We start from the raw sequence: 22,583 nt of genomic DNA on the forward strand, positions 1-22,583 counted from the left end.
CGACCCTGCCGTAGAGCAATCTGAGCGCTCTCACCTTGGTGGGTCGCCGGTGGATGCGCGGGCGATGCGGGAGGATGGTCCGGTGGATCTCGTGATCATGGCGGACACACATGTGCCGAAGCGGGCGCGGGATCTTCCGGCGGTGCTGTGGGCGGCCGTGGAGGCCGCGGACGTCGTGGTGCACGCGGGGGACTGGGTGGACGTGGCGCTGCTGGACGCGCTGGAGGAGCGGTCGCGCCGCCTGGTCGGCGTGTACGGCAACAACGACGGGCCGGAGCTGCGCGCCCGGCTGCCCGAGGTGGCCCGGGTCGAGCTGGACGGCCTGCGGGTCGCCGTGGTGCACGAGACCGGCCCGAAGACCCGCCGCGAGGAGCGCTGCGCCGCCGCGTACGGCGACTGCGACCTGCTCGTCTTCGGGCACTCGCACATCCCCTGGGACACGGTCGCCCCGGGTGGTCTGCGCCTGCTCAACCCCGGCTCACCCACCGACCGGCGGACGCAGCCGTACGCCACCTACCTGACCGCGCGGGTGGCGGCGGGGCGGCTCGACCGGGTCGAACTGCACCGCCTGCCCCCGCGCTGACCTCAGCGGCCCCGGCCGGTCTCCGCCTGGAGCTCGTCGATCCGCCGGGACGCCTCGGCCTTGGTCAGGCCCTCCGGCACCGGCTCGCCCGCCTCCTGGGCCAGGGTGTGCAGGTACGACTCCTGGGCGGCGGTGGGCGGCTCGTCGCCGGTGACCCAGTCGTCCGGGTCCTTGACGGCGGCGTCCGGGTTCACGTTCCTGCCGTTGGTGTTGGCGTGGTCGGCCATGCTGATCACCTCTCCTCGAACAGGTGTACCACTACCCCCGGCCCGGCTGGTTCATGCCGCCCGCCGCCTACGATCAGCTGGTGACGGCGGAGCGGGCGGGCGTGGTGGTGGTCGGCGCGGGCATCGCCGGGGTGGCGTGCGCGACCGAGCTGGCGCGGGCCGGTGTCCCGGTGCGGGTACGCGAACGGGCCCGGGTCACCGGCGGGCGGATGGCCAGCAAGCGCTTCGACGGCCGCCCGGCCGACCTGGGCGCCGCGTACTTCACGGTGGACGACCCGGACTTCGCCGCCGTGGTGGACCGGTGGCGGGCCGCTGGGCTGGCGCGGGAGTGGACCGACACGCTCGTCGCGTACGGGCCGGGCGGGCGCGAGCAGGTCACCGGCCCGATGCGCTGGGCCGCCCCGCGCGGGCTGCGCTCACTCGTCGAGCAGCTCGCAGGCGACCTGCCGGTGACGCACGACCGGCTGGTGATGAGCGTCGAGCCCGGCCTCCGGGTGGACGGCACCGAGGCCGAGGCGGTCGTGCTCGCCATGCCCGGCCCGCAGGCGGCGCTGCTGCTGGACCCGGCGCTGGCCGAGGCGACCCGGGCGGTGGCCGCGCAACGCTGGTCGCCGGCGCTGAGCGGGGTGCTGCACTTCCCGGCCCGCCGCTGGACGGACTTCCGCGGGGCGTTCGTCAACGGCCACCCCGTACTCAGCCTGGTTTGCGACGACGGCGACCGCCGTGGTGACGGCGCGCCGGTGCTCGTCGCGCACACCACAGCCGAGTTCGCCGCCGGGCACCTGCTCCAGCCCACAGCCGCCCGCCCGGCGATCGAGCAGGCGGTCCGCGACCTGCTCGGACTGCCCGAGCCGGCGGTGTCGGCCCACGTGCACCGCTGGACGTACGCGTCCCCGGCCGCGCACGCCGGGAGCGCCACGTTCCACCTGGACGACGACGGCATCGGCCTGGCCGGTGACGCGTTCGGCCGCCCGCGCGTGCAGACCGCCTGGCGCTCCGGACGGGACCTGGGCCGCGCGCTCGCCGCCCGGCTGGGCTGAGAGCCCTCGGCCCGGGCAGGTCAGCCGGTGGCGCCCACCGGTTGCGCCGCCGACCCGGCCCGTGTGTCCTCGCCGGTGCGTTCGCCCTCCCGGTCCAGCAACTGCATGACCGGTGTCGCGGCGATCCCGTGCGCCACCACCGACACCACCACCACGAGACCGACTGTGGCCCAGACCAGATCCGCCTGCGGGAAGTCGGTCTTGCTGGTGGCGTACGCCAGGTAGTAGAACGAGCCGACGCCGCGGATGCCGAACAGCGAGATCACCCAGTGCTCGGCCGGTCTGCCCGGCGCCCCGCGCAGCGACAGCCACGCGGCCAGCGGCCGGATCACCAGCACCAGCGCCAGCCCGGCCAGTGCCGCCGGCCAGGTCAGCGGCGCGAGCAGCCCGCCGATCACCGCGCCGCCGAACAGCAGCAGCAACAGCACCGTGAGCAGCCGCTCCACCTGCTCGGCGAAGTCGTGCAGCACGGAATGGAACTCGTGCGTACGCTCGGCGGCCCGGATCGCGCGGGCGGCCACGAACACGGCCAGGAAGCCGTACCCGCCGATCACCTCGACCAGCCCGTACGCGAGGAACGTCGCGGCCAGCGCGAGGAAGCCCTCGGAGTGCCGGGCCAGCCGCAGCTTGCTCGGGGCACGGAAGAACAGCTTGCCGAGCAGCCAGCCGACGAGCAGCCCGCCGCCCACCCCGGCGGCGAGTTTGTAGAACACGTCCACCGCGAACCACTCGGCGAGCCAGCCGGACGGCGCGAGCCCGGTGGTGGCGATCGCGATGGCCGCGTACACGAACGGGAAGGCGAGCCCGTCGTTCAGGCCCGCCTCCGAGGTGAGCGCGAAGCGCACCTCGTCCTCCGAGTCCTCCACATCTGTCGGTTCGCCCACCTGCACGTCGGAGGCGAGCACCGGGTCGGTGGGCGCGAGTGCCGCGCCGAGCAGCAGCGCCGCGGCCGGCACCAGACCGGCCCACCACCAGCCGAGCAGCGCCACCGCGGCGATGCACAGCGGCATGGCGATCGCCAGCAGCCGCCACGTCGACGACCAGCGGGCCCAGCTCAGCGGACGGTCGATCTTCAGGCCGGCGCCCATCAGCGCGACGATCACCCCGACCTCGGTGAGGTGGGTGGTCAGTTCCGGCCAGCGCAGCGGGTCCGGTGTGGGCAGACCGGTGGGCAGCACGAACACGAGCATGCCGAGCCCGAGGAACGCGATCGGCATCGACAGCGGCCGCCGCTCCAGCACCCGGGGTAGCACCCCGGCCAGCAGCGCACCGACGCCCAGCAGAGCGAACGCGACATCGACCGGTTCCACGACACCACCCTTCCGGCGCCCGGCGGCCGGGCGGTGGAGTCCAGCAGTGCCCCGAAGCGGGTCCGGTTAAGCGTGCGCGTGCCCGCCGGTCGACCGGCCGGTCAGCCGAGCGTGCCGATGGCGCTGTCCGGCAGGGCGTGCAGCAGCGCCGCCGGGTCGTCGTAGACCGCCACCGCGCCCGCGCCGGCCAGCTCCGCCCGGCCGGTGCCGCCGCAGGTCAGGCCGATGCAGGGGATGTCCAGCTTGCCGGCGGCTGCCACGTCCCAGACCGAGTCGCCGACGAACACCACCCGCTCGGCGGTCAGCCCCGACTGCTCAAGCGCGGCGACCAGGATGTCCGGCGCCGGCTTGCTCTCCTGCGCGTCGGCCGACGAGGTGACCGAGTCGATCACGTCGTCCGCGTCCAGCGCGGCCCGTAGCGCTGTCACCTCGTGCTCGGCGGCCGAGGTCGCCAGCACCACCCGCAGCCCGCGCTCGGCGCAGGCGCGCAGCAGTTCCCGGGCACCGGGCAGCGGCGCCAGCCGCTCCCAGTACTCCGCGTACAGCGCGTCGTGCGCGTCGCGCAGCCGGCCGTCGGCGTCCCGGTCCCGCTCCGCGCCCAGCAGGTGGTCGAGGAGCTTGTCCGAGCCCATGCCGATGGACCTGTGGATCCGCGCCATCGGCACCCGGTGGTCGGCCTGGCGCAGCGCCTCCCACCAGCTCACCGTGTGCAGGTACGTCGTGTCGACCAGGGTGCCGTCCACGTCGAACAGGACACCGCGTCGCTTGTCGTCGGCCATGTCCGGCTCCTACCCGGCCGGGGCGTCGCCGACGCGCGGCTCACCCGCCGGAATGAGGATCTCGAACCACACGGTCGATCCGCGTACGGCCGGGTCGGTGCCCCACGCGTCGCTCAGCTCCTCGATCAGGCCGAGCCCGCGGCCCCGGCTGCTGAGCGTGTCGGTCTGCGCCCGGGTGACCTGACCCCGGGTGCCCGAGTCGGCCACCGACACCAGCAGCCGCTCCGCGGACAGGTCGACCTCGACCCGGGCGGCGGTGCCGGCGTGCAGCAGGGCGTTCGTGGTCAGCTCGCTGGTGCACAGCACCGCCGCGCCGATCACCGCCTCCGGCACCCGCCACTCGCCGAGCTGCGCGGTCATCCAGTGCCGGACCCGGCTCGGCGCGGTCGGCTCGGCCGGCACCTCCATGCTCGCCGACCGGCTGGGGCGCACCGCGTACTCGACGGCGAGCACCGCCACGTCGTCCTCGGTGGCGCCCGGCACCGACGCGGTCGCCACCGCGCACAGCGCGCGTGGATCGCCGCCGGCCGCCCCGGTCACCGCCGCGCCCAGCCCGGCCATCCCGGCGGCCAGGTCCTGCCAGCGCCGCTCCACCACGCCGTCGCTGTAGAGCAGCAGCGTGTCGCCGGGCCGGAACGGCACGGTGGCGGTACGTGCCCGTCCACCCAGGCCCAGCGGAGGAGCGGGCGGCACGTCGACGAACTCGGCCACCGGTGCGCCGGGCCCGGCGCGGCGGATCAGCGGCGCGGGATGACCGGCGCTGGCCAGCGTGACCAGCTCCCGGTCCGCCTCGACCACGCCGAAGACCACCGTCACGAACAGCTCCTGGGTGCCGCCCTCGACGCCGAGGCTGGCGACCAGCCGGTCCAGCCCGTCGAGCACCGCGTCCGGCCGCGAGTCGACCAGGGCGAGCGCGCGCAGCGCGGCGCGTACCTGGCCCATTCGGGCGGCGGCCTGCACGTCGTGCCCGGCCACGTCGCCCAGCACCACGCCGAGCGCACCGGTGGGCAGCAGGAACGCGTCGTAGAAGTCGCCGCCCGCCGCGTTACCGTCCACGCCCGGGTCGTAGCGCGCGGCGATGCGCAGCCGGGGCAGGTCCGGCAGCCGTTCCGGCAGCATGCTGCGCTGCAACATCTGGGCGGTGCCGTGCTGGGTCTCGAAACGGCGGGCCCGCTCGGCGGCCTGGCCGACGAGTTCGGCGGACGCGGCCAGCAGCGCCCGTTCCGCCGGCGACCAGGGCCGCGGCGTCCGGTAGCCCACTGTGAGCGAACCCCGCACCACAGTCGTCCGCAGCGGCAGCGCCGCCAGCGCGCGGATCTTCTCGTCGTGCCGGTCCGCCGCGACGCCGCGCAGCGGCTGCCCGTCGGCGGTGAACGAGGCGACCCCGCTGCGCGCGGTCACCACCGCGGGCAACGCCGACTCGGCGGACATCCGCCGCCACAGCGGGGGCAGCCGTTCGTCGGCCTCGTCGAGCAGCTCACCGCGGATGCGGCGAACCAGCCGCCACGCGCTGCCCTCGTCCACCGCGAACGACACCCGGTCGGCGTCGAAGGAGTGCAGGCAGTAGCGCAGTGCCACCCGGGCCACGTCGTCGAGCGTGAGCGTGCCGGCCAGCGCCGCCGCGAAGTCGCTCAGGCTCTGCAACTGCTGGGTCAGCTGGGTGGTCTGCGCCGAGACGGTGAGCACGCCGACGATGCGGCCGGCCGAGTCGCGGACCGGGCAGTGACCCCTGGTGAACACGGCCGGCTCCGTCGGACCCTGCCGGTCGGCCGGCAGCACCGCCTCCCGTTGCAGGAACGGCTCGCCGTGCCGGTAGACCCGCTCCAGCGCCTCGCCGGCGCCCGGGTCGCGCCACACCTCGGCGAACGCCTCGGCCGCCGGCCGGCCCAGCGCCTCCGGGTGCCGGTCGCCGATCAGCTCGGCGTACCCGTCGTTGTAGAAGACCACCAGGTCGTCGCCGAGGAGCAGGGCCATCGGGACCGGGGAGGCGAGCACCACGTCCGCGACGGCGCGGACCGCGGGGTCCCAGGTGTGCGGGGCGCCCAGCGGCGTACCGGCCCACGGGTGAGCGGCCCCGGCCGCCTGCCCGCCGACGACGGGATCGGTGGGCGCTCCCGGTGCGGGGGCGGACGGTGTGGGAACCCGACCGACGGTGCCTGGCATGACCGCAGCCTAACCGGAGCGTGGCCGGGTGGTTCCGATCATGCGTCCGTGGCGGATACGGGTACCGCCAGGCGCGGATGTTCGGGCAGGTCACGGCCGGTTCGGCGGGCCATGTCGGGAAATTGCCCCGGTCCGGCCCGGCGTGCTGCCCAGGTCACCGGGTATGCGGGCGGCGCAGTTCACGCGACAGGAGGGACATCATGCCGAAAACCCTCGCGGTCGGACAGGTCGACATCAGTGCGGCCTGGACCGACTTCTGGAGGTCGGTGCTGCTCTTCGTACCGCGGGCGATCGCGTTCATCGCGATCCTCGTCGTGGGTTGGCTCATCGCCCGAGCCGTCCTCAAAATCGTGGACGCGGCACTGGAACGGGTCGGGTTCGACCGCGCCGTCGAACGCGGCGGCGTCAAACGGGCCCTGGAACGCACCAAGTACGACGCCAGCGACATCCTGGCCAAACTGGCCTACTACGCGGTCCTGCTGTTCACCCTGCAGTTCGCCTTCGGGGTGTGGGGACCGAACGCGATCAGCGACCTGATCCGTGGGGTGGTGTCCTGGCTGCCGCGGGCCTTCGTGGCGATCGTGATCGTGGTGATCGCCGCCGCCATCGCCAACGCCGTCCGGGACCTGGTCTCGGGTGCGCTCGGCGGGCTCTCGTACGGCCGGGTGCTGGCCGACGTGACGGCGATCTTCATCCTGGCGCTCGGCATCATCGCCGCGCTGAACCAGGTGGGCATCGCCACCACGGTGACCACGCCGGTGCTCGTGGCGTTCCTCGCCACCGTGGCCGGCATCCTGATCGTCGGTGTCGGTGGTGGTCTGGTCAAGCCGATGCAGGACCGCTGGGACGGCTGGCTGCACCGGGCCGCCGAGGAGTCCCGTGCGATCCGGCAGCAGCGGCAGGCGCAGCAGGCCGGCCGCGGCGACTACGAGCGGCGGATGGCCGACCGGGGCGGGCAACCGGCACCGGCGGCGCCGCAGTCGTCCATGTCGGGCGCGGGCACGTACCGCTCCGGCGAGGCGGGCGACGAGACACAGCAGTTCCGCCGGCCGAACGGCTGACGGCAACGGTTGACGGGGTGTCCGCGGGGCGATCGCGGGCGCCCCGTAGCCGTGTCCGGGTCAGGCCAGGTGGCGCGGGTCCAGTCCACGGGCCAGCAGGCACACCGCGAGCAGGCGGGTGAGCGTCCAGTCCGGCGCGGACCAGTCCGGCTCGGCCGGCGGCGTCCAGCCGTGCTCGGCCGCCGCGTCGCGCAGACCCTCGGCGTACCCGGCCAGCGCCGCCACGGTGAGCGGGCGGCGGTCGCCGTCGAGGGTGTCGCGTACCCCGGCGGCGTGCTGGTCGACCTCGGCGAGCAGCCCGGGGTTCGCGTAGGCCGCGGCGAGGCCGGCGGTGCCGACGGCGGCGGTCAGCGAGGTGAGGGTCGTCCGCGCGGCCACGGCCGCGGAGCGGCGGGTCGCGACCCGGTTGTTCGGCACGCGCATGGTGTCCGAGGCTAACGCCGCCCGCCGGGGGCCGGCCTCGGCCGAGCGGGGGATGCCCGGGTCGTCCGGGGGAGCCGTCGCGTCGTCCGGCGGGATTGAGTCGCCCGTGCGGGGGCAGAAGTCCGGTACGCAGAGCACGCGACCGGGGTCACGGAGGGACACGATGGGACAGCGGGCCGACGGACCGGACCGGGCACACCGGCGCCCGGAGGGAGTGAGTGACGCCACGGTCGAGGCGCTCGGCAAGCTCAGCGAGGCCCTGGAGTGCGTCGAGCGGGCCCGTGGGCACCTGTACGAGCTGCACCAGCTCATCGGCCACGCCGACCTGATGCTCGACGACGCGGTGGAGATGTTCCGCGCCGCCGGTCACCCGGCGCTCGCCGAGCGGATCGACAGGGAACTGCTCGGCCGCAACGTCATCGCCGGGCGGTGGACGTTCCAGATCGTCGAGGACTTCGACGACGGCTACTACGCGCTCTTCCGGGAGCTGGATCGGCAGGCCCGCGACGAGCTGGTCGAGGGCCGGCGGCACCTATACGAGGCGGAGATGAAGGAGCGCCGCCGCAGCCGGGGGATGCCGGGGCACGAGGCGCGCCCCGGCACTCGCTGACTCAGTCGGAGGAGCGTGCTTCGGCCGGGCGGCGGCGGGCGCCGTCGTCGGCGATGATCACGGTCGCGACCATCAGCGCCACCACCAGGCTGAACAGCCAGGAGCTGTCCTCGGTGAACCGGGCGGAGACCGGAGCCTGGATCGCGGCGAGCAGGAAGCCCAGCCACGCGAGCTTGCGCTGACGGTTGGAGAGGAAACCGGAGCCCTGTTGCATCCCGAAAGTCTTGCGCGCATCAGGGGGAGTGCCGTCAGCCGTTCGGCCGATTCTGGATGGGCTGTCCGTTTTCCCGGCCGTCCGTACCGCACTTCTTGTCGTTTCGGCCGAGCATGAATCCGGCGGCCGCGGGCATCGGCACTGGTGCCCGCAGCCGCCCGGCGATCACATGCTGTCGGGACCGGTCCGCCCGATCGTCGACGGCCGGTAGGCCCGGTCCGCATCGGTCATCTCACGCCGCTCGGCCTCCGGGCCGGCGCCCCGGTCCACCGCCTCCGGGCCGTGCCCGAACGCGGCCTCCTCGCCCGCGTCGTTGGCGGTGACGTCGTCGCCCTGGCCGTCCGTGGCCGACCGGGCGATGGCCTGGTCCAGCTCGTGCAGGGGAGTGCGGTCCTCGTCGCGCCACACGTGGCGGTCGTTGTCGGTCATTCCCCTGCGGTACCCGGACCGGATGATCGCAAACGGCCGGACACGGCGATGGCCGCCGGCACCGCCGGCGGCCATCGGAGACTCGGGTACGGGGGAGGTGGCTCATGGGGTGGGGCGGTCGACGGCACCGCGCCAGGCGCCGGTCTCCTGACCGCGCCGCTCGATGAACTGCTTGAACCGCTCCAGGTCGCCCTTGGCGCGCCGGTCGACCACGCCCAGCTTGTCGCCGGCCTGCTCGACCACGCCGTGCGGCTCGAACTCCATCTGCAGCGTGACCCGCGTGTGCCCCTCGTCGAGGCGGTGGAAGGTCACCACGCCCGCCTGCTGGGTGCCCCCGGTGGAGCGCCAGGCCACCCGCTCGTCCGGCAGCTGCTCGGTGATCTCGGCGTCGAACTCGCGCTTCACGCCCGCGATCTCGACGGTCCAGTGGGTCATCGTGTCGGAGAGCTGCCGGACCTCCTGCACGCCGTCCATGAAGTGCGGGAACTCCTCGAACTGGGTCCACTGGTCGTACGCGGTCCGGATCGGGACGTCCACGTCCACGTGCTCGGTAACGCCACTCATGTCGGGGTTCCTCCTGTTCCGCCGGTGGGTGTCTCGTACGGGCCGTGGGCCGGCCCGCTCACCAGCGCGTCGTCTCGTTCCTGTGCCCGAGTGCGGCCCACACCTCGGAGATCGTCTGGTAGTGGGCGTCAGCGGGCAGGGTCTCCAGGGCGGCGACGATGTCCGTCGGCGCCTCGTTCTCCCGTGCGTTCGCCAGCAGCGCCTCCCGGTCACCGGGCAGGGCGGTCATCGTGATGAACCGCCCCAGACGGCTGCGCGCCTCGACGTCCTCGGAGCTCATGCCCTGCGGCGTGCCGCTGCGCAGCTCTCCGGCCGGCGCCGTGGTGGCCTCCGGCTGGTCCTCGCCGGCCGGCTCCGGGATCCGGAACTCCTCGGCCCGCGAACCGCCGGTGCCGGCGCTCTGGACGAGACCGCTGACCTCGCTGCTCATCTGGTCGTCGACCCTGGGCGAGTGCTTGCTGCTGCCACGTTCCATGCCTTGGGAGATGCCCCGGGGGACCGCCGGTAAACCGGCGCCGCCCGGGAGAGCCGGTCATCCGGGCGGCAACCGGTCGGCCGTCTTCTCCCCGTCCGTCTTCTCGTCGCCGGCCGGGGCGCGCGGCGGCAGCACCGGGTCGTCCGGCTCCTCGACCCCGGCCTGCATCGCCCGCCCGCGTTGCAGCTCCGCGTTCACCTGCACGCCGAGCATCAGCGCGCAGTTGGACAGGTAGAGCCACACCAGGAACGCGATGACCGCGCCGAGACTGCCGTACGTGACGTCGTACGAGCCGAAGTTCGCCACGTACAGGCCGAAGCCGAAGGACGCGAGCACCCAGGCCACGAGCGCCAGCGCGCCGCCCGGGGTGAGCCAGCGGAACCGCGGCTGGCGGACGTTCGGCGCGATCCAGAACAGCAGCGACAGCAGCGTCATCGCGACCACGGCGAGCAGCGGCCACTTCGCCACCGACCACGTGGTGCGGGCCACCGCACCGGCGTGCAGCAGATCCCCCACCGCGTCGGTGACCGGGCCGCTGACGATCAGCCCGGTGGCCACCACCGCGAGCAGCACGATCGTCACCGCGGCCATGCCGATCTGCAACGGGCGCAGCCGATAGAACGGCCGGCCCTCCCGCACCCCGTAGATCGCGTTGGAGGCGCGGGTGAACGCGCCGATGAACCCGGACGCGGACCAGAGCGCGCCGAGCAGACCGAAGCTGAGCAGCACCTTCGCCGAGCCCTGCTGCTCGACCACGTTACGCACCACACCCACGAACGCGTCGTTGCCGACCACCGAACCGGCGCCGATCTCCCGGGCCAGGTCGATCACGGTGTCGACGGTGCGCGGGCCGTCGGAGACCAGGCCGACCAGCGCCACCACCACGATCGTGGACGGGAACAGCGCCAGCACGCCGTAGTAGGTGAGCGCCGCCGCCCAGTCCGCGCAGTTGTCGGTGACGAAACCCCTGCCGCTGCGCACCAGCACACCGCGCCAGGTGCGCCAGTTGAGCTGCCGGATCCGGCGCGGGAGACGGGACCGCGTCCGGCCGCCGGCCGTCTGTGGTGTCGTCACGGTCATGTCCGCCTCCTCCAGGCCCCGCCACCGGGCGTGGGCGGGCGGTACCCCCGGGGGGAAATCGACAAACCGGGTGCCGGTTTGCCCGCCGGGCGGGAGGGAACCACACCAGACACCCGATCGAGACTCCAGGAGGAGGACGAGATGCCCGGGCGCGAGGTACTGCCCAGCACGCTGCGGCGCTCCCCGGCGAAGGCGCAGCGGACCTGGGAGAAGACGCACGACTCGGCGGTCGAGACGTACGGCGAGGGGGAGCGGGCGCACCGCACCGCCTTCGCCGCGGTCAAGCACGAGTTCGAGAAGGTGGGCGACCACTGGGAGCCCAAGGGCCGCAAGGGGCCCAGCGACAAGCAGGCCGAAGGCGGTGGCCCGGCCCGGCGCGCGCCGACGGCCGGCGGGGTGGACGCCAACGCCACGAAGGACCACCTCATGGAGGTGGCGAAGAAACTGGACGTGCGCGGCCGGTCCCGGATGACCAAGCCGGAACTGGTCAAGGCGATCGAGAAGGCGAACAACAACGCGACCCGCAAGGCCCGCGGGGGTCGCTGACCCCTGGGGGTACGCGTCGAGCCCGGGACCGCCTCGGTCCCGGGCTCGCGTCGTGCCGTCTCACCAGTGGCCGCCGCCCGGTGCCTCCAGGTGCACCGCCTTCACGGTGCTGAACTCGTCCAGCAGCTCCGGGCCGTACCCGAAGCCCTGACCGCTGCCCCGGCGCGGCTGGGCCGCGCCACCCGGCGCCCCGCCGAACACCGAATTGATCTTCACGGTGCCGACCGGCAGCTCCCGCCAGGCGCGCTGGGCGTGGCTCATCGAGCCGGTCAGCACCGTGGCGGCCAGGCCGTACGGGGAGTCGGCCGCGCAGCGCAGCCCCTCGCTGAACGAGTCGACCACCACCACCGGGGCGACCGGCCCGAACGTCTCCTCGCGGACCAGCGCCATGTCGTGCCGGCAGCCCTCGATCACCGTCGCCGGATAGAACGCGCCCGGCCCGTCCGGCAGTACGCCGCCGGCGCGTACCCGGGCGCCGTCGGCGAGCGCGGCGGTGACCTGCCCGTGCACGTGGTCCCGATGTCGCCGGTCCACCAGCGGCGCGAGCTGCGTGCCCGGGTCACGGCCGGGGCCCACGGTGAGCGCCTCGGCGCGCGCCACGAGCGCGTCCAGGAAGCCCTCGGCGACGTCGCGGTGCACGTAGATCCGCTCCACCGCCACGCAGATCTGACCGGCGTTGGCGAAGCAGCCGAGCGCCGCCTGGTCGGCCGCCCAGACCGGGTCGACGTCCGCGTCCACCACGAGCGGGTCGCTGCCGCCGTTCTCCAGCAGCACCTTCGCCCCGGTATGCGCGCCCGCGGCGGCGATCGCCCGGCCGCTGGCGGTGGAGCCGACGTGCGCGATCACGTCCAGTTCCTGCCCGGCCAGCGCGGCGCCCACCTCGCCACCGCCGGTGAGCAGCGACAGCACCCCGGCCGGCAGCGCCGAGTCCAGCGCGCGGGCCAGCAGCCAGCCGGTGCCCGGGGTCCGCTCGCTCGGCTTGTAGACCACCACGTTGCCGGTGACCAGCGCCGCGCCGAGCAGGCCGCAGGACACCGCCACCGGGTCGTTCCACGGGGTGATCGCGGCGACCACGCCGCGCGGCTCGGGAGCCATGAAGTCCAGCGCGTCGTGCGCGCCGTGCAGCGTCCGGCCGCCCCGGACGGGGGCCAGTTCGGCGTACTGTCGGAGTGTGCCGACGCCCGCCGCCACCCCGCCCCGCGCGTCGTCGAGCGGCTTGCCCATCTCCGCCGTGGTCGCCTCGGCCAGCTCGTCTGCCGCCGCCTCGACCGCGTCCGCCGCCCGGTGCAGCGCTGCGGCCCGTTCCGCCGGTGCGGTCGCCGCCCACTCCGCCGCCGCGCCCCGGGCCGCCTCCACCGCCTTGGCCACCTCGTCGGCCGTCGCGACGGGCGTCCGCGTCACCGGCGACCCGTCCGCCGGATCGTGGACGAGCAGCTCGCCGCCCTCGCCGCCGGCGCCCCACACCCCACCAATGAGCTGCGCAACCGTGTACATGCGGCCGTGCTTGCCCCGGCCTGGGCGGGACAAACGCGTTTCGCCCGGTGAGCGGCCGGGTAGCCGGATCCGATGACCTCCACCGCAGACGCCGTCGTCATCGGGGCCGGGCACAACGGGCTGGTGGCCGCGAACCTGCTGGTGGACGCCGGCTGGGACGTCGAGATCCTGGAGGCCACCGAGGTGCCCGGCGGGGCCGTGCGCTCCGCGTACGTGACCGCACCTGGTTACCTCAGCGATCTCTACAGCTCCTTCTACCCGCTCGGCTACGCCTCCCCGGTGCTCGACGGGCTGGGCCTGGAACAGCACGGCCTGTCCTGGACGCACGCGCCGGACGTCCTGGCGCACCTGCTCCCGGACGGCCGCGCCGCAGTTGTGAACCGCGACCTGGACACCACCGCCGCCTCACTGGAGGCGTTCGCCCCCGGCGACGGGGAGCGCTGGCGGCACGCGTACGCCGACTGGTGTCAGGTCTCCGAGCCGATGCTGCAGACCATCACCACCCCGTTCCCGCCGGTACGCGGCGGGCTGGGTCTGCTGCGGCAGCTCCGGGTCGGCGGCGCGTTCCGCCTGGCCCGCCGCCTCGTGCTGCCGGTCCGCAAGCTCGGCGCGGAACTGTTCGAGGGCGAGGGCGGCCCGGCCCTGCTGGCCGGCTGCGCCCTGCACACCGACCTGTCCCCGGAGGACGCCGGCTCCGGCGTGTACGGCTGGCTGCTCGCCATGCTCGGCCAGCAGGTGGGCTGGCCGGTGCCGGTCGGCGGCGCCCAGAAGATCACCGACGCGCTCGTCGCGCGGCTGGTCGAGCGGGGCGGGCGGATCACGTACGGCGCCCGGGTCGAGCGGGTGCTCACCGCCCGGGGCCGGGCGATGGGCGTCCGCACCGCCGGCGGCACCGACTGGCGGGCCCGGCGCGCGGTGCTCGCCGACGTGCCCGCCCCGGCGCTCTTCCTCGACCTGGTCGGCGCGGCGGCGCTGCCGCCCCGGATGGTGGAGGACCTGGCGCACTTCAGGTGGGACGGCTCCACGCTCAAGGTCGACTGGGCGCTGTCCGCGCCGGTGCCGTGGAAGAACCGCGACCTGGCCGGCGCCGGCACCGTGCATTTGGGCGCCGACCTCGACGGGCTCACCACGTACGCGGCCGAGCTGGCCCGCGGCGAGCTGCCACGGGATCCGTTCCTGCTGGTGGGGCAGATGTCGGTGGCCGACCCGAGCCATTCACCACCCGGCACCGAGTCGCTCTGGTCCTACACCCACCTGCCGTTCCGCCGCGACTGGCGGGCCGAGGAGGTCGCGGGGCACGTGGAGCGGATGGAGGAGGTGCTGGAGGCGGCGGCACCCGGGTTCCGGGCGTCGATCGTCGGACGGCACGTGGCCGGCCCGGCCGACCTGGAGGCCGCCGAGCCGAGCCTGGTCGGGGGAGCGCTGGGCGGGGGCACCGCCGCGGCGTACCAGCAGTTGTTCCTGCGGCCGATCCCCGGCCTGGGCCGCGCCGACACCCCGGTCGACCGGCTCTACCTGGCCAGCGCCTCCGCCCACCCCGGCGGCGGCGTGCACGGCGCGCCGGGGGCGAACGCGGCACGCGCCGCGCTGGCACGCGACCGGGCGGTCACCGGCGAGGTGTACGCCCGCACGATCGCCGCCGCCCACCGCACCATCTACCGCTGACCCACCCGCGCCTCCACCCGTCCCGGACAGCTCAGCGGCATCGGCCGACCGCCGACTGGCCATCGTCGTCGCCGCACTTCTCCACTCAGGGCTGTCCCGGGGCGTCACGCTGAGTGTCCGATGCCGCCCCGGCAGTGTGACCACGCCGCCGCCTTTGCTCTGCAGCCGCATACGCATCGGTCACGCATCGTGTCCGCAGCGGGCGCCCGGCGAATCGGTGCTCCGGACAGCGGTCCTGCTCAGGGCGGTGCTGCGCCGATGGCTGCAGAGCAAAGGGGCCCGACGAGGAGAGCGTTGAGACGACCGCGCCCTCACGCGCGGTGACAATGACGCAGCGTGAGGGCGCGGTGGAGGTGCGGGAGAGCGGGTCAGGAGTCCAGGTTGCGGTGCCGGCTGCGCAGCTTGAACGGCATCAGCGCGCTCTCGATCTTCGTGGCGGTGGTCATCTTCGAGTCGCCGTCGCGGCGCTCCTCGAAGCGGATCGGCACCTCCAGGATCGTGTGGCCCAGCTTGGTGGCGAGGTAGTGCATCTCCACCTGGAAGCTGTAGCCGTTGGACTGGACCCGGTCCAGCCCGATCGCGCGCAGCGCGTCCGCCCGCCAGATCTTGAAGCCGGCGGTCAGGTCGCGGATGCGGACCCGCAGCAGCGTGTGCACGTACAGGTTCGCCCAGCCGCTGAGCGCACGCCGGTACAGCGGCCAGTTCTCGTCCAGCTCACCGCCGGGCACGTAACGGGAGCCGATGACCACCGAAGCCTGGGTGGACAGCAGCGCGCCGAGCATGCCGGGCAGCGCCTCCGGCGGGTGCGACAGGTCGGCGTCCATCTGCGCGACGAAGTCCGCGCCGTCGTCGAGCGCCCGGCCGATGCCGTCCACGTACGCCCGGCCGAGGCCCTCCTTGCCCGGGCGGTGCACCACCATCACCCGGTCCGGGTGCTCGATGGCCAGTTTGTCGGCGACCTCGCCGGTCCCGTCCGGGGAGTTGTCGTCGGCGACCAGCACCTTCAGCCCCGGCAGCGGCAGCGCGAGGAGGCGCTCGACCAGCACCGGGAGGTTGCCCGCCTCGTTGTAGGTCGGAACGACGACGGTCAGGCGCGCATCCCCCCACGGGGAGGGTAACTGCACGGGTTCGATCATCACGGACATCCTCGGTCAGCCGACAGGTTCACCTGAGAGGGTAGCCAGTCCCTCGCGCGGCGGCCGCACAGACGCCCCGCCGGCGATCGATCACCGCTCCGGCTTCTGCCGCGTCGCGATGTCGGACAGCCGGGCCAGCGTCTCCCGGTTACGAAGATGCAGCACCAGGTCGTTGAGCTTGGTCCGGATCCACCGCAACGGCCCGGCGGCGAAGTCCTCGCCGAGCGTCACCCGGGTCCTGCCGTCGTCGAGCGGCTCGAGCGCGAACGCCACGATCGCCTCCCCGGCCGGCCACAGCCCGGCGCGCAGCACCAGCCGGTGCGGCGCCTGGCACTCCAGCACCGTCGACTTGTCCTGGAGCGAGAACGGCCACGGCCCGGCCCGGTGGTGCAGCCGGCTGCCGACGCGCGGCCACGTGTCGTCGACGTCCCGCACGTGCGCGGTGCCCACCACCCAGTCGCTGTACGTCCACCCGTCCGCGAGCACCTCGAAGACCTGCTCCGGGGGCGCGTCGATCACCTTCTCCACAACCGCCATCACCGAGCGGTACCCCCGCGAGGGCGGTCGCTAACGGCGATCCGGGTTAGCTTCTCCGGGGCGGCGGGTATCGCCGGACCGGGCCGGTCGTGGCAGTCGTGCACCCGGCTGTGCGGCACCGGCGGGGCGGCCTGGCGCCGACACCGACGTTTACTCCTCGGGGCCTCGGGAACCCGCCGCCCGTGCGACGGGACCAGGAGCGGGATCAGTGCAGGTCAGCCCGGGTTGACCCGGGTGCTGACCGGTTCCCGTCCGGCCTGTACGACGCGGTCCTGCTGGACCGGGACGGCACGCTCGTGGAGGACGTGCCGTACAACGGCGACCCGGAGAAGGTACGGCCGGTGCCCGGCGCCCGGGAGGCGCTGGACCGGTTGCGGGCGGCCGGGTTGCGGCTGGCCGTGGTCACCAACCAGTCCGGCCTGGCCCGGGGATACTTCACCGCGCACGACCTGCGCCTGGTCAACAACCGCGTGGAGGAGCTGCTCGGGCCCTTCGACCACTGGGTGATCTGCCCGCACGCGGAAGCCGACGGGTGCGCCTGCCGCAAACCCGCGTCCGGCCTCGTCCACGAGGCGGCCCGCGCGCTCGGCACCACGCCCACCCGGTGCGTGCTGATCGGCGACATCGGCGCGGACACCGCAGCCGCAGCGGCTGCCGGCGCCGCCGCGATCATGGTGCCCACCCCCGCGACCCGGGCCGCCGAGGTGGCCGCCGCGCCCACTGTCGCCGCCGACCTGCCGGACGCGGTGGGCATCGTGCTGGCCCGGATGCGTCTGACGGCCGCGCCGCACCCCGCGCGCCGGTCGCGTCGCGGGACAGTGCTGGTGGTCCGCAGCGACGCGGCGGGCGACGTGCTGGTGACCGGTCCGGGCATCCGGGCGGTAGCGGCCGGAGCGGAACGGGTGGTGCTGCTGTGCGGGCCGCGCGGCCGGACCGCCGCCGAACTGCTCCCGGGGGTGGACGAGATCATCGAGGCGCCGCTGCCGTGGATCGACGCGCCCGCCCCGCCCGTCGACCCCGGCGCCGTGCGCGCGCTCACCGACCGGCTCTCGGAGGTACGCGCCGACGAGGCCGTCGTGTTCACCTCCTTCCACCAGTCCGCCCTGCCCCTCGCCCTGCTGCTGCGCATGGCCGGGATACCGCGGATCAGCGCGATCAGCGACGACTACCCGGGCAGCCTGCTCGACGTCCGCCACCGCGTTCCGGCGGGCGTACCCGAACCGGAACGTGCCCTGTCGCTCGCGGTCGCCGCCGGCTTCGCGCTGCCCGGCCACGACGAACCGGCGCTGCGCATCCGCACCGACCGGCTTCCGCCGCGCGCGGCGGAAGCCGGCGAGCCCGGCTACGTGGTCCTGCACCCCGGCTCGTCGGTGGAGACCCGCGCCTGCCCGGAGGAGCTGGCCACCCGCGTGGTCCGGGTGCTCGGCGCGGCCGGTTACCGGGTCGTCGTCACCGGCGGGCCGGACGAGCGGGAGCTGACCGCGCGCGTCGCCGCGGCGGGCGGCGTGGACCTGGGCGGGCGGACCGGGCTGGACGACCTGGCGGCGGTGATCGCCGGAGCCGCCGCGCTGGTGGTGGGCAACACCGGACCGGCGCACCTCGCCGCCGCGCTCGGCGTGCCGGTGGTGAGCCTGTTCGCCCCGACGGTGCCGTTCGGGCAGTGGGGGCCGTACCGGGTGCCGACGGTGCGGCTCGGCGACGCGGGGGCGGCGTGCCGGGACACCCGTGCCACCATCTGCCCGGTGCCCGGGCACCCGTGCCTGTCGGCTGTCGAGCCGGGACGGGTGCTGGAGGCGTTGCGGCTGCTCGGCGTGCCGGCGCCGGTGGCGGGCGGGGTGGCCGGATGAACATCCTGCTGTGGCACGTCCACGGGTCGTGGACGACCTCCTTCGTGCACGGCAAGCACCGCTACCTGGTGCCGGTCACCCCTGATCGGGGGCCGTACGGGCTGGGCCGGGCGCGTACCTACCCGTGGCCGGACAGCGCCGTCGAGGTCACTCCCGACGAGCTGCGCGACACCGACGTCGACCTGGTGATCCTGCAACGCCCGGAGGAACTCGACCTGGCCGCCGAGTGGCTCGGCCGCCGGCCCGGGCGGGACGTGCCGGCCATCTACGTCGAGCACAACACCCCGAAAGGCGACGTGCCGAACACCCGGCACCCGATGGCCGGCCGCGACGACCTGCTGCTCACCCACGTCACCGCGTTCAACGAGCTGTTCTGGGACAACGGCGGCACCCGCACCACAGTCGTCGACCACGGCGTCGTACCGCCGGCCGTCGAGTGGACCGGGGAACTCGACCGCCTCGCCGTGGTCATCAACGAGCCGGTACGCCGCTGGCGGGTCACCGGCACCGACCTGCTCGCCCGGTTCGCCGCGCTGGCGCCGCTGGACGTCTACGGGATGAAGGTGGACGGTCTGGCCGCCCACCTCGGTCTGCCCGAGGACAGGCTGACCAGCCACGACGACGTACCCCAGCACGCCATGCACGCCGAGCTCGCCAAACGGCGTGCGTACCTGCACCTGTGCCGCTGGACCTCACTCGGCCTCAGCCTCATCGAGGCCATGACCATGGGCATGCCCGTGGTTGCACTGGCGACCACCGAGGCGGTGGAGGCGGTGCCACCGGCCGCGGGCGCGCTGTCCACCCGCGTCGACACGCTCGTCGACGCCGCCCGTGGCCTGCTGGACGACAGGGAGTCCGCCCGCCGGGCGGGCGCCGTGGCCCGGGCCGCCGCCCGGGACCGCTACGGCCTGGATCGATTCCTCGCCGACTGGGACCGGCTGCTGGAGGAGGAAGTATGCGCATCGCGATGATCTCGGAGCATGCCAGCCCGCTCGCCGTCCTCGGCGGGGAGGACGCCGGTGGCCAGAACACGCATGTCGCGGAGCTCTCCGCCGCGCTCGCGGCCGCCGGTCACGACGTGCGCGTCTACACCCGGCTCGACGCGGTGGACCTGCCGGTGAGCGTCCGCACCCCGGACGGGTACGAGGTGGTGCACGTACCGGCCGGGCCGGCCGAACCGGTGGCCAAGGACGACCTGCTGCCGTACATGCCGTCGTTCGGGCAGTGGCTTGCCGACCGGTGGCGCACCGGCGACTGGCAGCCCGAGGTGGTGCACGCGCACTTCTGGATGAGCGGGCTCGCGGGTCTCGCCGCGGCCCGCCGCGCGGGCGTGCCGATGGTGCAGACGTACCACGCGCTCGGCACCGTCAAGCGCCGCCACCAGGGCGTGCAGGACACCAGCCCGCCGGGCCGCGTCGAGCACGAGCGGAAGCTGGGCCGCTCGGTGGACCGGGTGGTCGCCCAGTGCCAGGACGAGGTCGCCGAACTGGTCCGGATGGGCGTGCCCCGGTCCCGGATGACAGTGGTGCCGTCGGGGGTGAACCTCACGACGTTCTCCCCGCTCGGCCCGGTCGCCGACCGCGACGGCGGCCGGGCCCGCATCCTCACCGTCGGCCGGCTGGTCGAACGCAAGGGCTTCCAGGACGTCATCCGGGCCGTCGCCGAGGTGCCGGACGCCGAGTGCGTCGTCGTCGGCGGGCCACCGGCCGGACTGCTGGAGACCGACCCGTACGCGCTGCGCCTTCGCGCACTTGCCCACTCGCTCGGCGTCGCCGACCGGGTCCGGCTGGTCGGCGCGGTCCCCCGGGAGGAGATGGGCCGCTGGTACCGGTCGGCCGACGTGCTCGTGGCCGCACCCTGGTACGAGCCGTTCGGGCTCACCCCGCTGGAGGCGATGGCCTGCGGCGTACCGGTGGTCGCGACCGCCGTCGGCGGGCTGATCGACACGGTGGTGGCCGGACGCACCGGCGACCTGGTGCCGCCCCGGGAGCCGGCCGCCCTCGGCGCGGCGCTCCGGGGCCTGCTCGGCGACCGGATCCGCCGCTTCGCGTACGCCACCGCCGCGCTGGAGCGGGCCCGCACCCGCTACTCCTGGGCCACCACCGCGGACCGCCTCACCGAGCTGTACGGAGAGGTGGCCACCGTGCGCCGCCCGACCCGGGTGGTCGCCTGATGACGGCCGGGACGCCGGCCGCCGGCGCGACCGTGCTGGAGGACCACCTGAGCCTGCTGGCAGCCGCGCTGCTGCCGCTGCGGGAGGCGGAACAGATGCTGGCCCGCTGGGGTGAGGAACTGGCGCAGCGGCTCGCCGCCGGTGGCCGCCTGCTGGTGGCCGGTAACGGCGGCAGCGCCGCCGAAGCCCAGCACCTCACCGCCGAACTCGTCGGCAAACTCCGCCACGACCGCCAACCCCTCTCCGCCATCGCCCTGCACGCCGAGACCAGCGCCGTCACCGCCATCGCCAACGACTACGGATACGACGAGACCTTCGCCCGGCAGGTCCGCGCCCACGGCCGGCCCCACGACCACCTCCTGCTCATGACCACCAGCGGCACCAGTACCAACCTCCTCACCGCCGCCCACGCCGCCCACCAGACCGGCATGCGCTGCTGGGCCTTCACCGGACCCGCACCCAACCCCCTCGCCGACCTCTGCCACGAGTACCTGGCGATCGACTCGCCGGACGGGCAGGTGGTGCAGGAACTGCACCTGGTGGCCTCGCACGTGCTCTGCGAGTACGTCGAGCTGGCGCTGCCCGCCGCGCTCGCCGCCCGGCCCGCGGCCGGGCCGGTACGCGCCGGCGTCGAGGTCGTCGTCGGCGAGCCGGACCCGACGGCGCCGGCCGGACGGGGAGGCGCGGCATGAGGGGACCGGTGGTGGTGCTCGGTGACACGCTGCTGGACCGCGACGTCGAAGGTCTGGTGAACCGGCTCTGCCCGGACTCCCCGGTGCCGGTGCTGGACGAGACCGTCTCCGCCGACCGGCCCGGCGGTGCCGGGCTGGCCGCCGTCTTCGCCGCCGCGCAGGGCGCCGAGGTCGCGCTGGTCACCGCCGTCGCCGACGACGCGGGCGGGGCCCGGCTGGGTACGCTGCTCGCCGCCGCCGGGGTCCGGTTGTACGCGCTTCCGCTGGCCGGCGCCACTCCGGAGAAGATCCGGCTGCGGGCGCGCGGGCGGGTGCTGCTGCGCCACGACCGGGGCGGGAGCGCCGGTACCCCGGGTCCGCCCAGCGACGCCGTGCTGCGGCTGATCGCCGGCGCGTCCGCCGTGCTGGTCAGCGACTACGGCCGGGGCGTGGCGGCTCATCCGGTGCTGCGCGCCGCGCTGACCGCCACCCGGGCGCCTGTGGTCTGGGACCCGCATCCGCGTGGACCGGCCGCCGTACCCGGTGTGCACCTGGCGACCCCGAACGAGCCGGAGGCCCGCGAGCTGGCAAAGACGCCGCCGGGTGGTTCCCGCCTGGCCGTCGCGTCCCGCAGCGCGCACGCGTTGCGCCGCCGCTGGCAGGCGCGCGCGGTCGCGGTGACGCTCGGCGGGGACGGCGCGCTGCTCAGCCACGCCGGATCCACGCCCCTTGTGGTGCCGGCGCCGCCCGCCGAGGGGGACACCTGCGGGGCGGGCGACAGGTTCGCGTCCACCGCGACCCTCGCCCTGGCCCGGGGGGCGCTGGTGTCCGAGGCGGTGCAGGAGGCGGTCGCCGAGGCGTCCGCGTACGTGGCCGACGGCGGCGTCGCGGCCGCGCTGCCCGCGCCGGTGCGCGCGGTGGCCCCGGAGGTGGTCACCGGCGGCGGGGACCGGATCGGTGCCGGGGCGGCCGGCGAGGTGGTGGCCCGGGTACGCGCGGCCGGCGGCACCGTCGTCGCCACCGGCGGCTGCTTCGACCTGCTGCACGCCGGGCACGTGGCGACGCTCCAGGCGGCCCGGCAACTCGGCGACTGCCTGGTGGTCTGCCTCAACTCCGACGCCAGCGTCGCCGGGCTCAAGGGCCCGGAGCGCCCGGTCGTGCCGCAGGGCGACCGGGGACGGCTGCTCGCCGCGCTCGGCTGCGTCGACGCGGTGCTGATCTTCGACGAGCCGACCCCGGAGGCGACGCTGTCCTGGCTGCGCCCGGACATCTGGGTCAAGGGCGGCGACTATGCCAGCGGCGGCGGCCCGGAGACGCTGCCCGAGACGGAGATCCTGGCCCGCTGGGGCGGCCACACCGTGGTCGTGCCGTACCTCGACGGGCGCTCGACCACCGACATGATCGCGGCGGCGCGGGCCGGGCGGGGCAGCGGCGGCTGGCCGGCCGCGCCGGTCGACCCGGCCGAGGCCGTCGCGCAGGTCCGGTCCACGGCGAAGGGAGCACGATGAACGAGCGACGCATCCGACCCGGCGTGGTCGCGCCAGCCGGTCCGACGG

Annotated in this window: 24 protein-coding genes; 11 read left to right on the forward strand and 13 right to left on the reverse strand. The window is 74.7% G+C overall.

Going from position 1 to position 22,583, the window contains the following annotated elements:
• The first annotated feature begins 82 nt into the window (after positions 1-82).
• A complete protein-coding gene (locus tag NMK34_RS11690; RefSeq protein WP_114919967.1) occupies positions 83-583 on the forward strand; it encodes a metallophosphoesterase family protein in 501 nt (166 codons plus the stop codon).
• Positions 584-585: 2 nt separating this feature from the next.
• Here the strand turns inward: NMK34_RS11690 and NMK34_RS11695 are convergent, their stop codons facing one another.
• Complete coding sequence (locus NMK34_RS11695; RefSeq protein WP_071098797.1) at positions 586-810, reverse strand: DUF3072 domain-containing protein; 225 nt, start codon at positions 808-810, stop codon at positions 586-588.
• Between the two features lie 53 nt (positions 811-863).
• On the opposite strand from NMK34_RS11695, the gene NMK34_RS11700 reads away from it, so the two are divergent.
• On the forward strand, positions 864-1,850 hold the full coding sequence (locus NMK34_RS11700; RefSeq protein ID WP_377647839.1) for an NAD(P)/FAD-dependent oxidoreductase: 987 nt from the start codon (positions 864-866) through the stop codon (positions 1,848-1,850).
• Positions 1,851-1,870: 20 nt separating this feature from the next.
• Here NMK34_RS11700 and NMK34_RS11705 read toward each other — a convergent pair whose 3' ends face one another.
• The 3 genes from NMK34_RS11705 to NMK34_RS11715 all read right to left on the reverse strand — a co-directional run bounded on the left by NMK34_RS11705 (position 1,871) and on the right by NMK34_RS11715 (position 6,102).
• On the reverse strand, positions 1,871-3,160 hold the full coding sequence (locus NMK34_RS11705) for a cation:proton antiporter (RefSeq protein ID WP_047894735.1): 1,290 nt from the start codon (positions 3,158-3,160) through the stop codon (positions 1,871-1,873).
• A gap of 101 nt (positions 3,161-3,261) precedes the next feature.
• Entirely contained in the window at positions 3,262-3,939 is a 678-nt protein-coding gene (locus NMK34_RS11710; RefSeq protein WP_013474823.1) for an HAD family hydrolase, read from the reverse strand.
• Between the two features lie 9 nt (positions 3,940-3,948).
• Positions 3,949-6,102, reverse strand: coding sequence for a SpoIIE family protein phosphatase (locus tag NMK34_RS11715; protein WP_318333402.1), 2,154 nt, complete (start codon positions 6,100-6,102; stop codon positions 3,949-3,951).
• A gap of 200 nt (positions 6,103-6,302) precedes the next feature.
• Here NMK34_RS11715 and NMK34_RS11720 point away from each other — a divergent pair, with 200 nt between their 5' ends.
• Positions 6,303-7,163, forward strand: coding sequence for a mechanosensitive ion channel family protein (locus NMK34_RS11720; protein WP_013285384.1), 861 nt, complete (start codon positions 6,303-6,305; stop codon positions 7,161-7,163).
• Positions 7,164-7,223: 60 nt separating this feature from the next.
• Here NMK34_RS11720 and NMK34_RS11725 read toward each other — a convergent pair whose 3' ends face one another.
• Positions 7,224-7,586 (reverse strand): DUF6401 family natural product biosynthesis protein, encoded by a 363-nt coding sequence (locus NMK34_RS11725; protein WP_318333403.1) that lies wholly within the window; start codon positions 7,584-7,586, stop codon positions 7,224-7,226.
• Between the two features lie 163 nt (positions 7,587-7,749).
• Between NMK34_RS11725 and NMK34_RS11730 the strand changes: the two genes are divergently transcribed.
• Entirely contained in the window at positions 7,750-8,196 is a 447-nt protein-coding gene (locus NMK34_RS11730) for a hypothetical protein (protein WP_013285386.1), read from the forward strand.
• A 1-nt stretch (position 8,197) separates the two neighbouring features.
• On the opposite strand, the gene NMK34_RS11735 is transcribed toward NMK34_RS11730, so the two are convergent.
• The 5 genes from NMK34_RS11735 to NMK34_RS11755 form a co-directional block, all read right to left on the reverse strand.
• On the reverse strand, positions 8,198-8,410 hold the full coding sequence (locus tag NMK34_RS11735) for a hypothetical protein (protein WP_018784964.1): 213 nt from the start codon (positions 8,408-8,410) through the stop codon (positions 8,198-8,200).
• 165 nt (positions 8,411-8,575) lie between these two features.
• Positions 8,576-8,839, reverse strand: coding sequence for a hypothetical protein (locus NMK34_RS11740; protein ID WP_030270328.1), 264 nt, complete (start codon positions 8,837-8,839; stop codon positions 8,576-8,578).
• A gap of 102 nt (positions 8,840-8,941) precedes the next feature.
• Positions 8,942-9,403, reverse strand: a complete 462-nt coding sequence (locus NMK34_RS11745; RefSeq protein WP_013285389.1) for an SRPBCC family protein — start codon at positions 9,401-9,403, stop codon at positions 8,942-8,944.
• A 58-nt stretch (positions 9,404-9,461) separates the two neighbouring features.
• A complete protein-coding gene (locus NMK34_RS11750) occupies positions 9,462-9,878 on the reverse strand; it encodes a DUF2795 domain-containing protein (protein WP_043325035.1) in 417 nt (138 codons plus the stop codon).
• A 57-nt stretch (positions 9,879-9,935) separates the two neighbouring features.
• Positions 9,936-10,958, reverse strand: a complete 1,023-nt coding sequence (locus NMK34_RS11755) for a YihY/virulence factor BrkB family protein (protein WP_318333404.1) — start codon at positions 10,956-10,958, stop codon at positions 9,936-9,938.
• Between the two features lie 141 nt (positions 10,959-11,099).
• On the opposite strand from NMK34_RS11755, the gene NMK34_RS11760 reads away from it, so the two are divergent.
• Positions 11,100-11,504, forward strand: coding sequence for a ChaB family protein (locus NMK34_RS11760; protein WP_030499864.1), 405 nt, complete (start codon positions 11,100-11,102; stop codon positions 11,502-11,504).
• Positions 11,505-11,564: 60 nt separating this feature from the next.
• On the opposite strand, the gene NMK34_RS11765 is transcribed toward NMK34_RS11760, so the two are convergent.
• The gene (locus NMK34_RS11765) at positions 11,565-12,998 is read right to left on the reverse strand and encodes an aldehyde dehydrogenase family protein (protein WP_318333405.1); all 1,434 of its coding nucleotides are present in this window, start codon (positions 12,996-12,998) and stop codon (positions 11,565-11,567) included.
• Between the two features lie 72 nt (positions 12,999-13,070).
• On the opposite strand from NMK34_RS11765, the gene NMK34_RS11770 reads away from it, so the two are divergent.
• Positions 13,071-14,663 carry an NAD(P)/FAD-dependent oxidoreductase gene (locus tag NMK34_RS11770; RefSeq protein WP_318333406.1) on the forward strand — a complete coding sequence of 531 codons (1,593 nt, stop codon included), beginning with the start codon at positions 13,071-13,073 and terminating at the stop codon, positions 14,661-14,663.
• A gap of 368 nt (positions 14,664-15,031) precedes the next feature.
• Here NMK34_RS11770 and NMK34_RS11775 read toward each other — a convergent pair whose 3' ends face one another.
• Complete coding sequence (locus NMK34_RS11775) at positions 15,032-15,799, reverse strand: polyprenol monophosphomannose synthase (protein WP_194801004.1); 768 nt, start codon at positions 15,797-15,799, stop codon at positions 15,032-15,034.
• A 90-nt stretch (positions 15,800-15,889) separates the two neighbouring features.
• Positions 15,890-16,336, reverse strand: a complete 447-nt coding sequence (locus NMK34_RS11780; RefSeq protein WP_318333407.1) for an SRPBCC family protein — start codon at positions 16,334-16,336, stop codon at positions 15,890-15,892.
• A 182-nt stretch (positions 16,337-16,518) separates the two neighbouring features.
• Between NMK34_RS11780 and NMK34_RS11785 the strand changes: the two genes are divergently transcribed.
• From NMK34_RS11785 to NMK34_RS11805, 5 genes are read left to right on the forward strand one after another with little or no spacing between them, the layout of a single operon-like run.
• A complete protein-coding gene (locus tag NMK34_RS11785) occupies positions 16,519-18,183 on the forward strand; it encodes an HAD-IIIA family hydrolase (protein WP_412098870.1) in 1,665 nt (554 codons plus the stop codon).
• Positions 18,180-19,154, forward strand: a complete 975-nt coding sequence (locus NMK34_RS11790; protein ID WP_318333408.1) for a glycosyltransferase — start codon at positions 18,180-18,182, stop codon at positions 19,152-19,154. Before NMK34_RS11785 ends, NMK34_RS11790 begins: the two co-directional genes overlap by 4 nt.
• A complete protein-coding gene (locus tag NMK34_RS11795; protein WP_318333409.1) occupies positions 19,139-20,356 on the forward strand; it encodes a glycosyltransferase in 1,218 nt (405 codons plus the stop codon). Before NMK34_RS11790 ends, NMK34_RS11795 begins: the two co-directional genes overlap by 16 nt.
• Positions 20,356-21,048 carry an SIS domain-containing protein gene (locus tag NMK34_RS11800; protein WP_318333410.1) on the forward strand — a complete coding sequence of 231 codons (693 nt, stop codon included), beginning with the start codon at positions 20,356-20,358 and terminating at the stop codon, positions 21,046-21,048. Before NMK34_RS11795 ends, NMK34_RS11800 begins: the two co-directional genes overlap by 1 nt.
• A complete protein-coding gene (locus NMK34_RS11805) occupies positions 21,045-22,535 on the forward strand; it encodes a PfkB family carbohydrate kinase (protein ID WP_318333411.1) in 1,491 nt (496 codons plus the stop codon). The genes NMK34_RS11800 and NMK34_RS11805 overlap by 4 nt, the downstream gene beginning before the upstream one ends.
• Positions 22,536-22,583: the final 48 nt, after the last annotated feature.

The sequence above is a fragment of the Micromonospora sp. BRA006-A genome, from assembly GCF_033433935.1.
GTDB lineage: Bacteria > Actinomycetota > Actinomycetes > Mycobacteriales > Micromonosporaceae > Micromonospora > Micromonospora aurantiaca.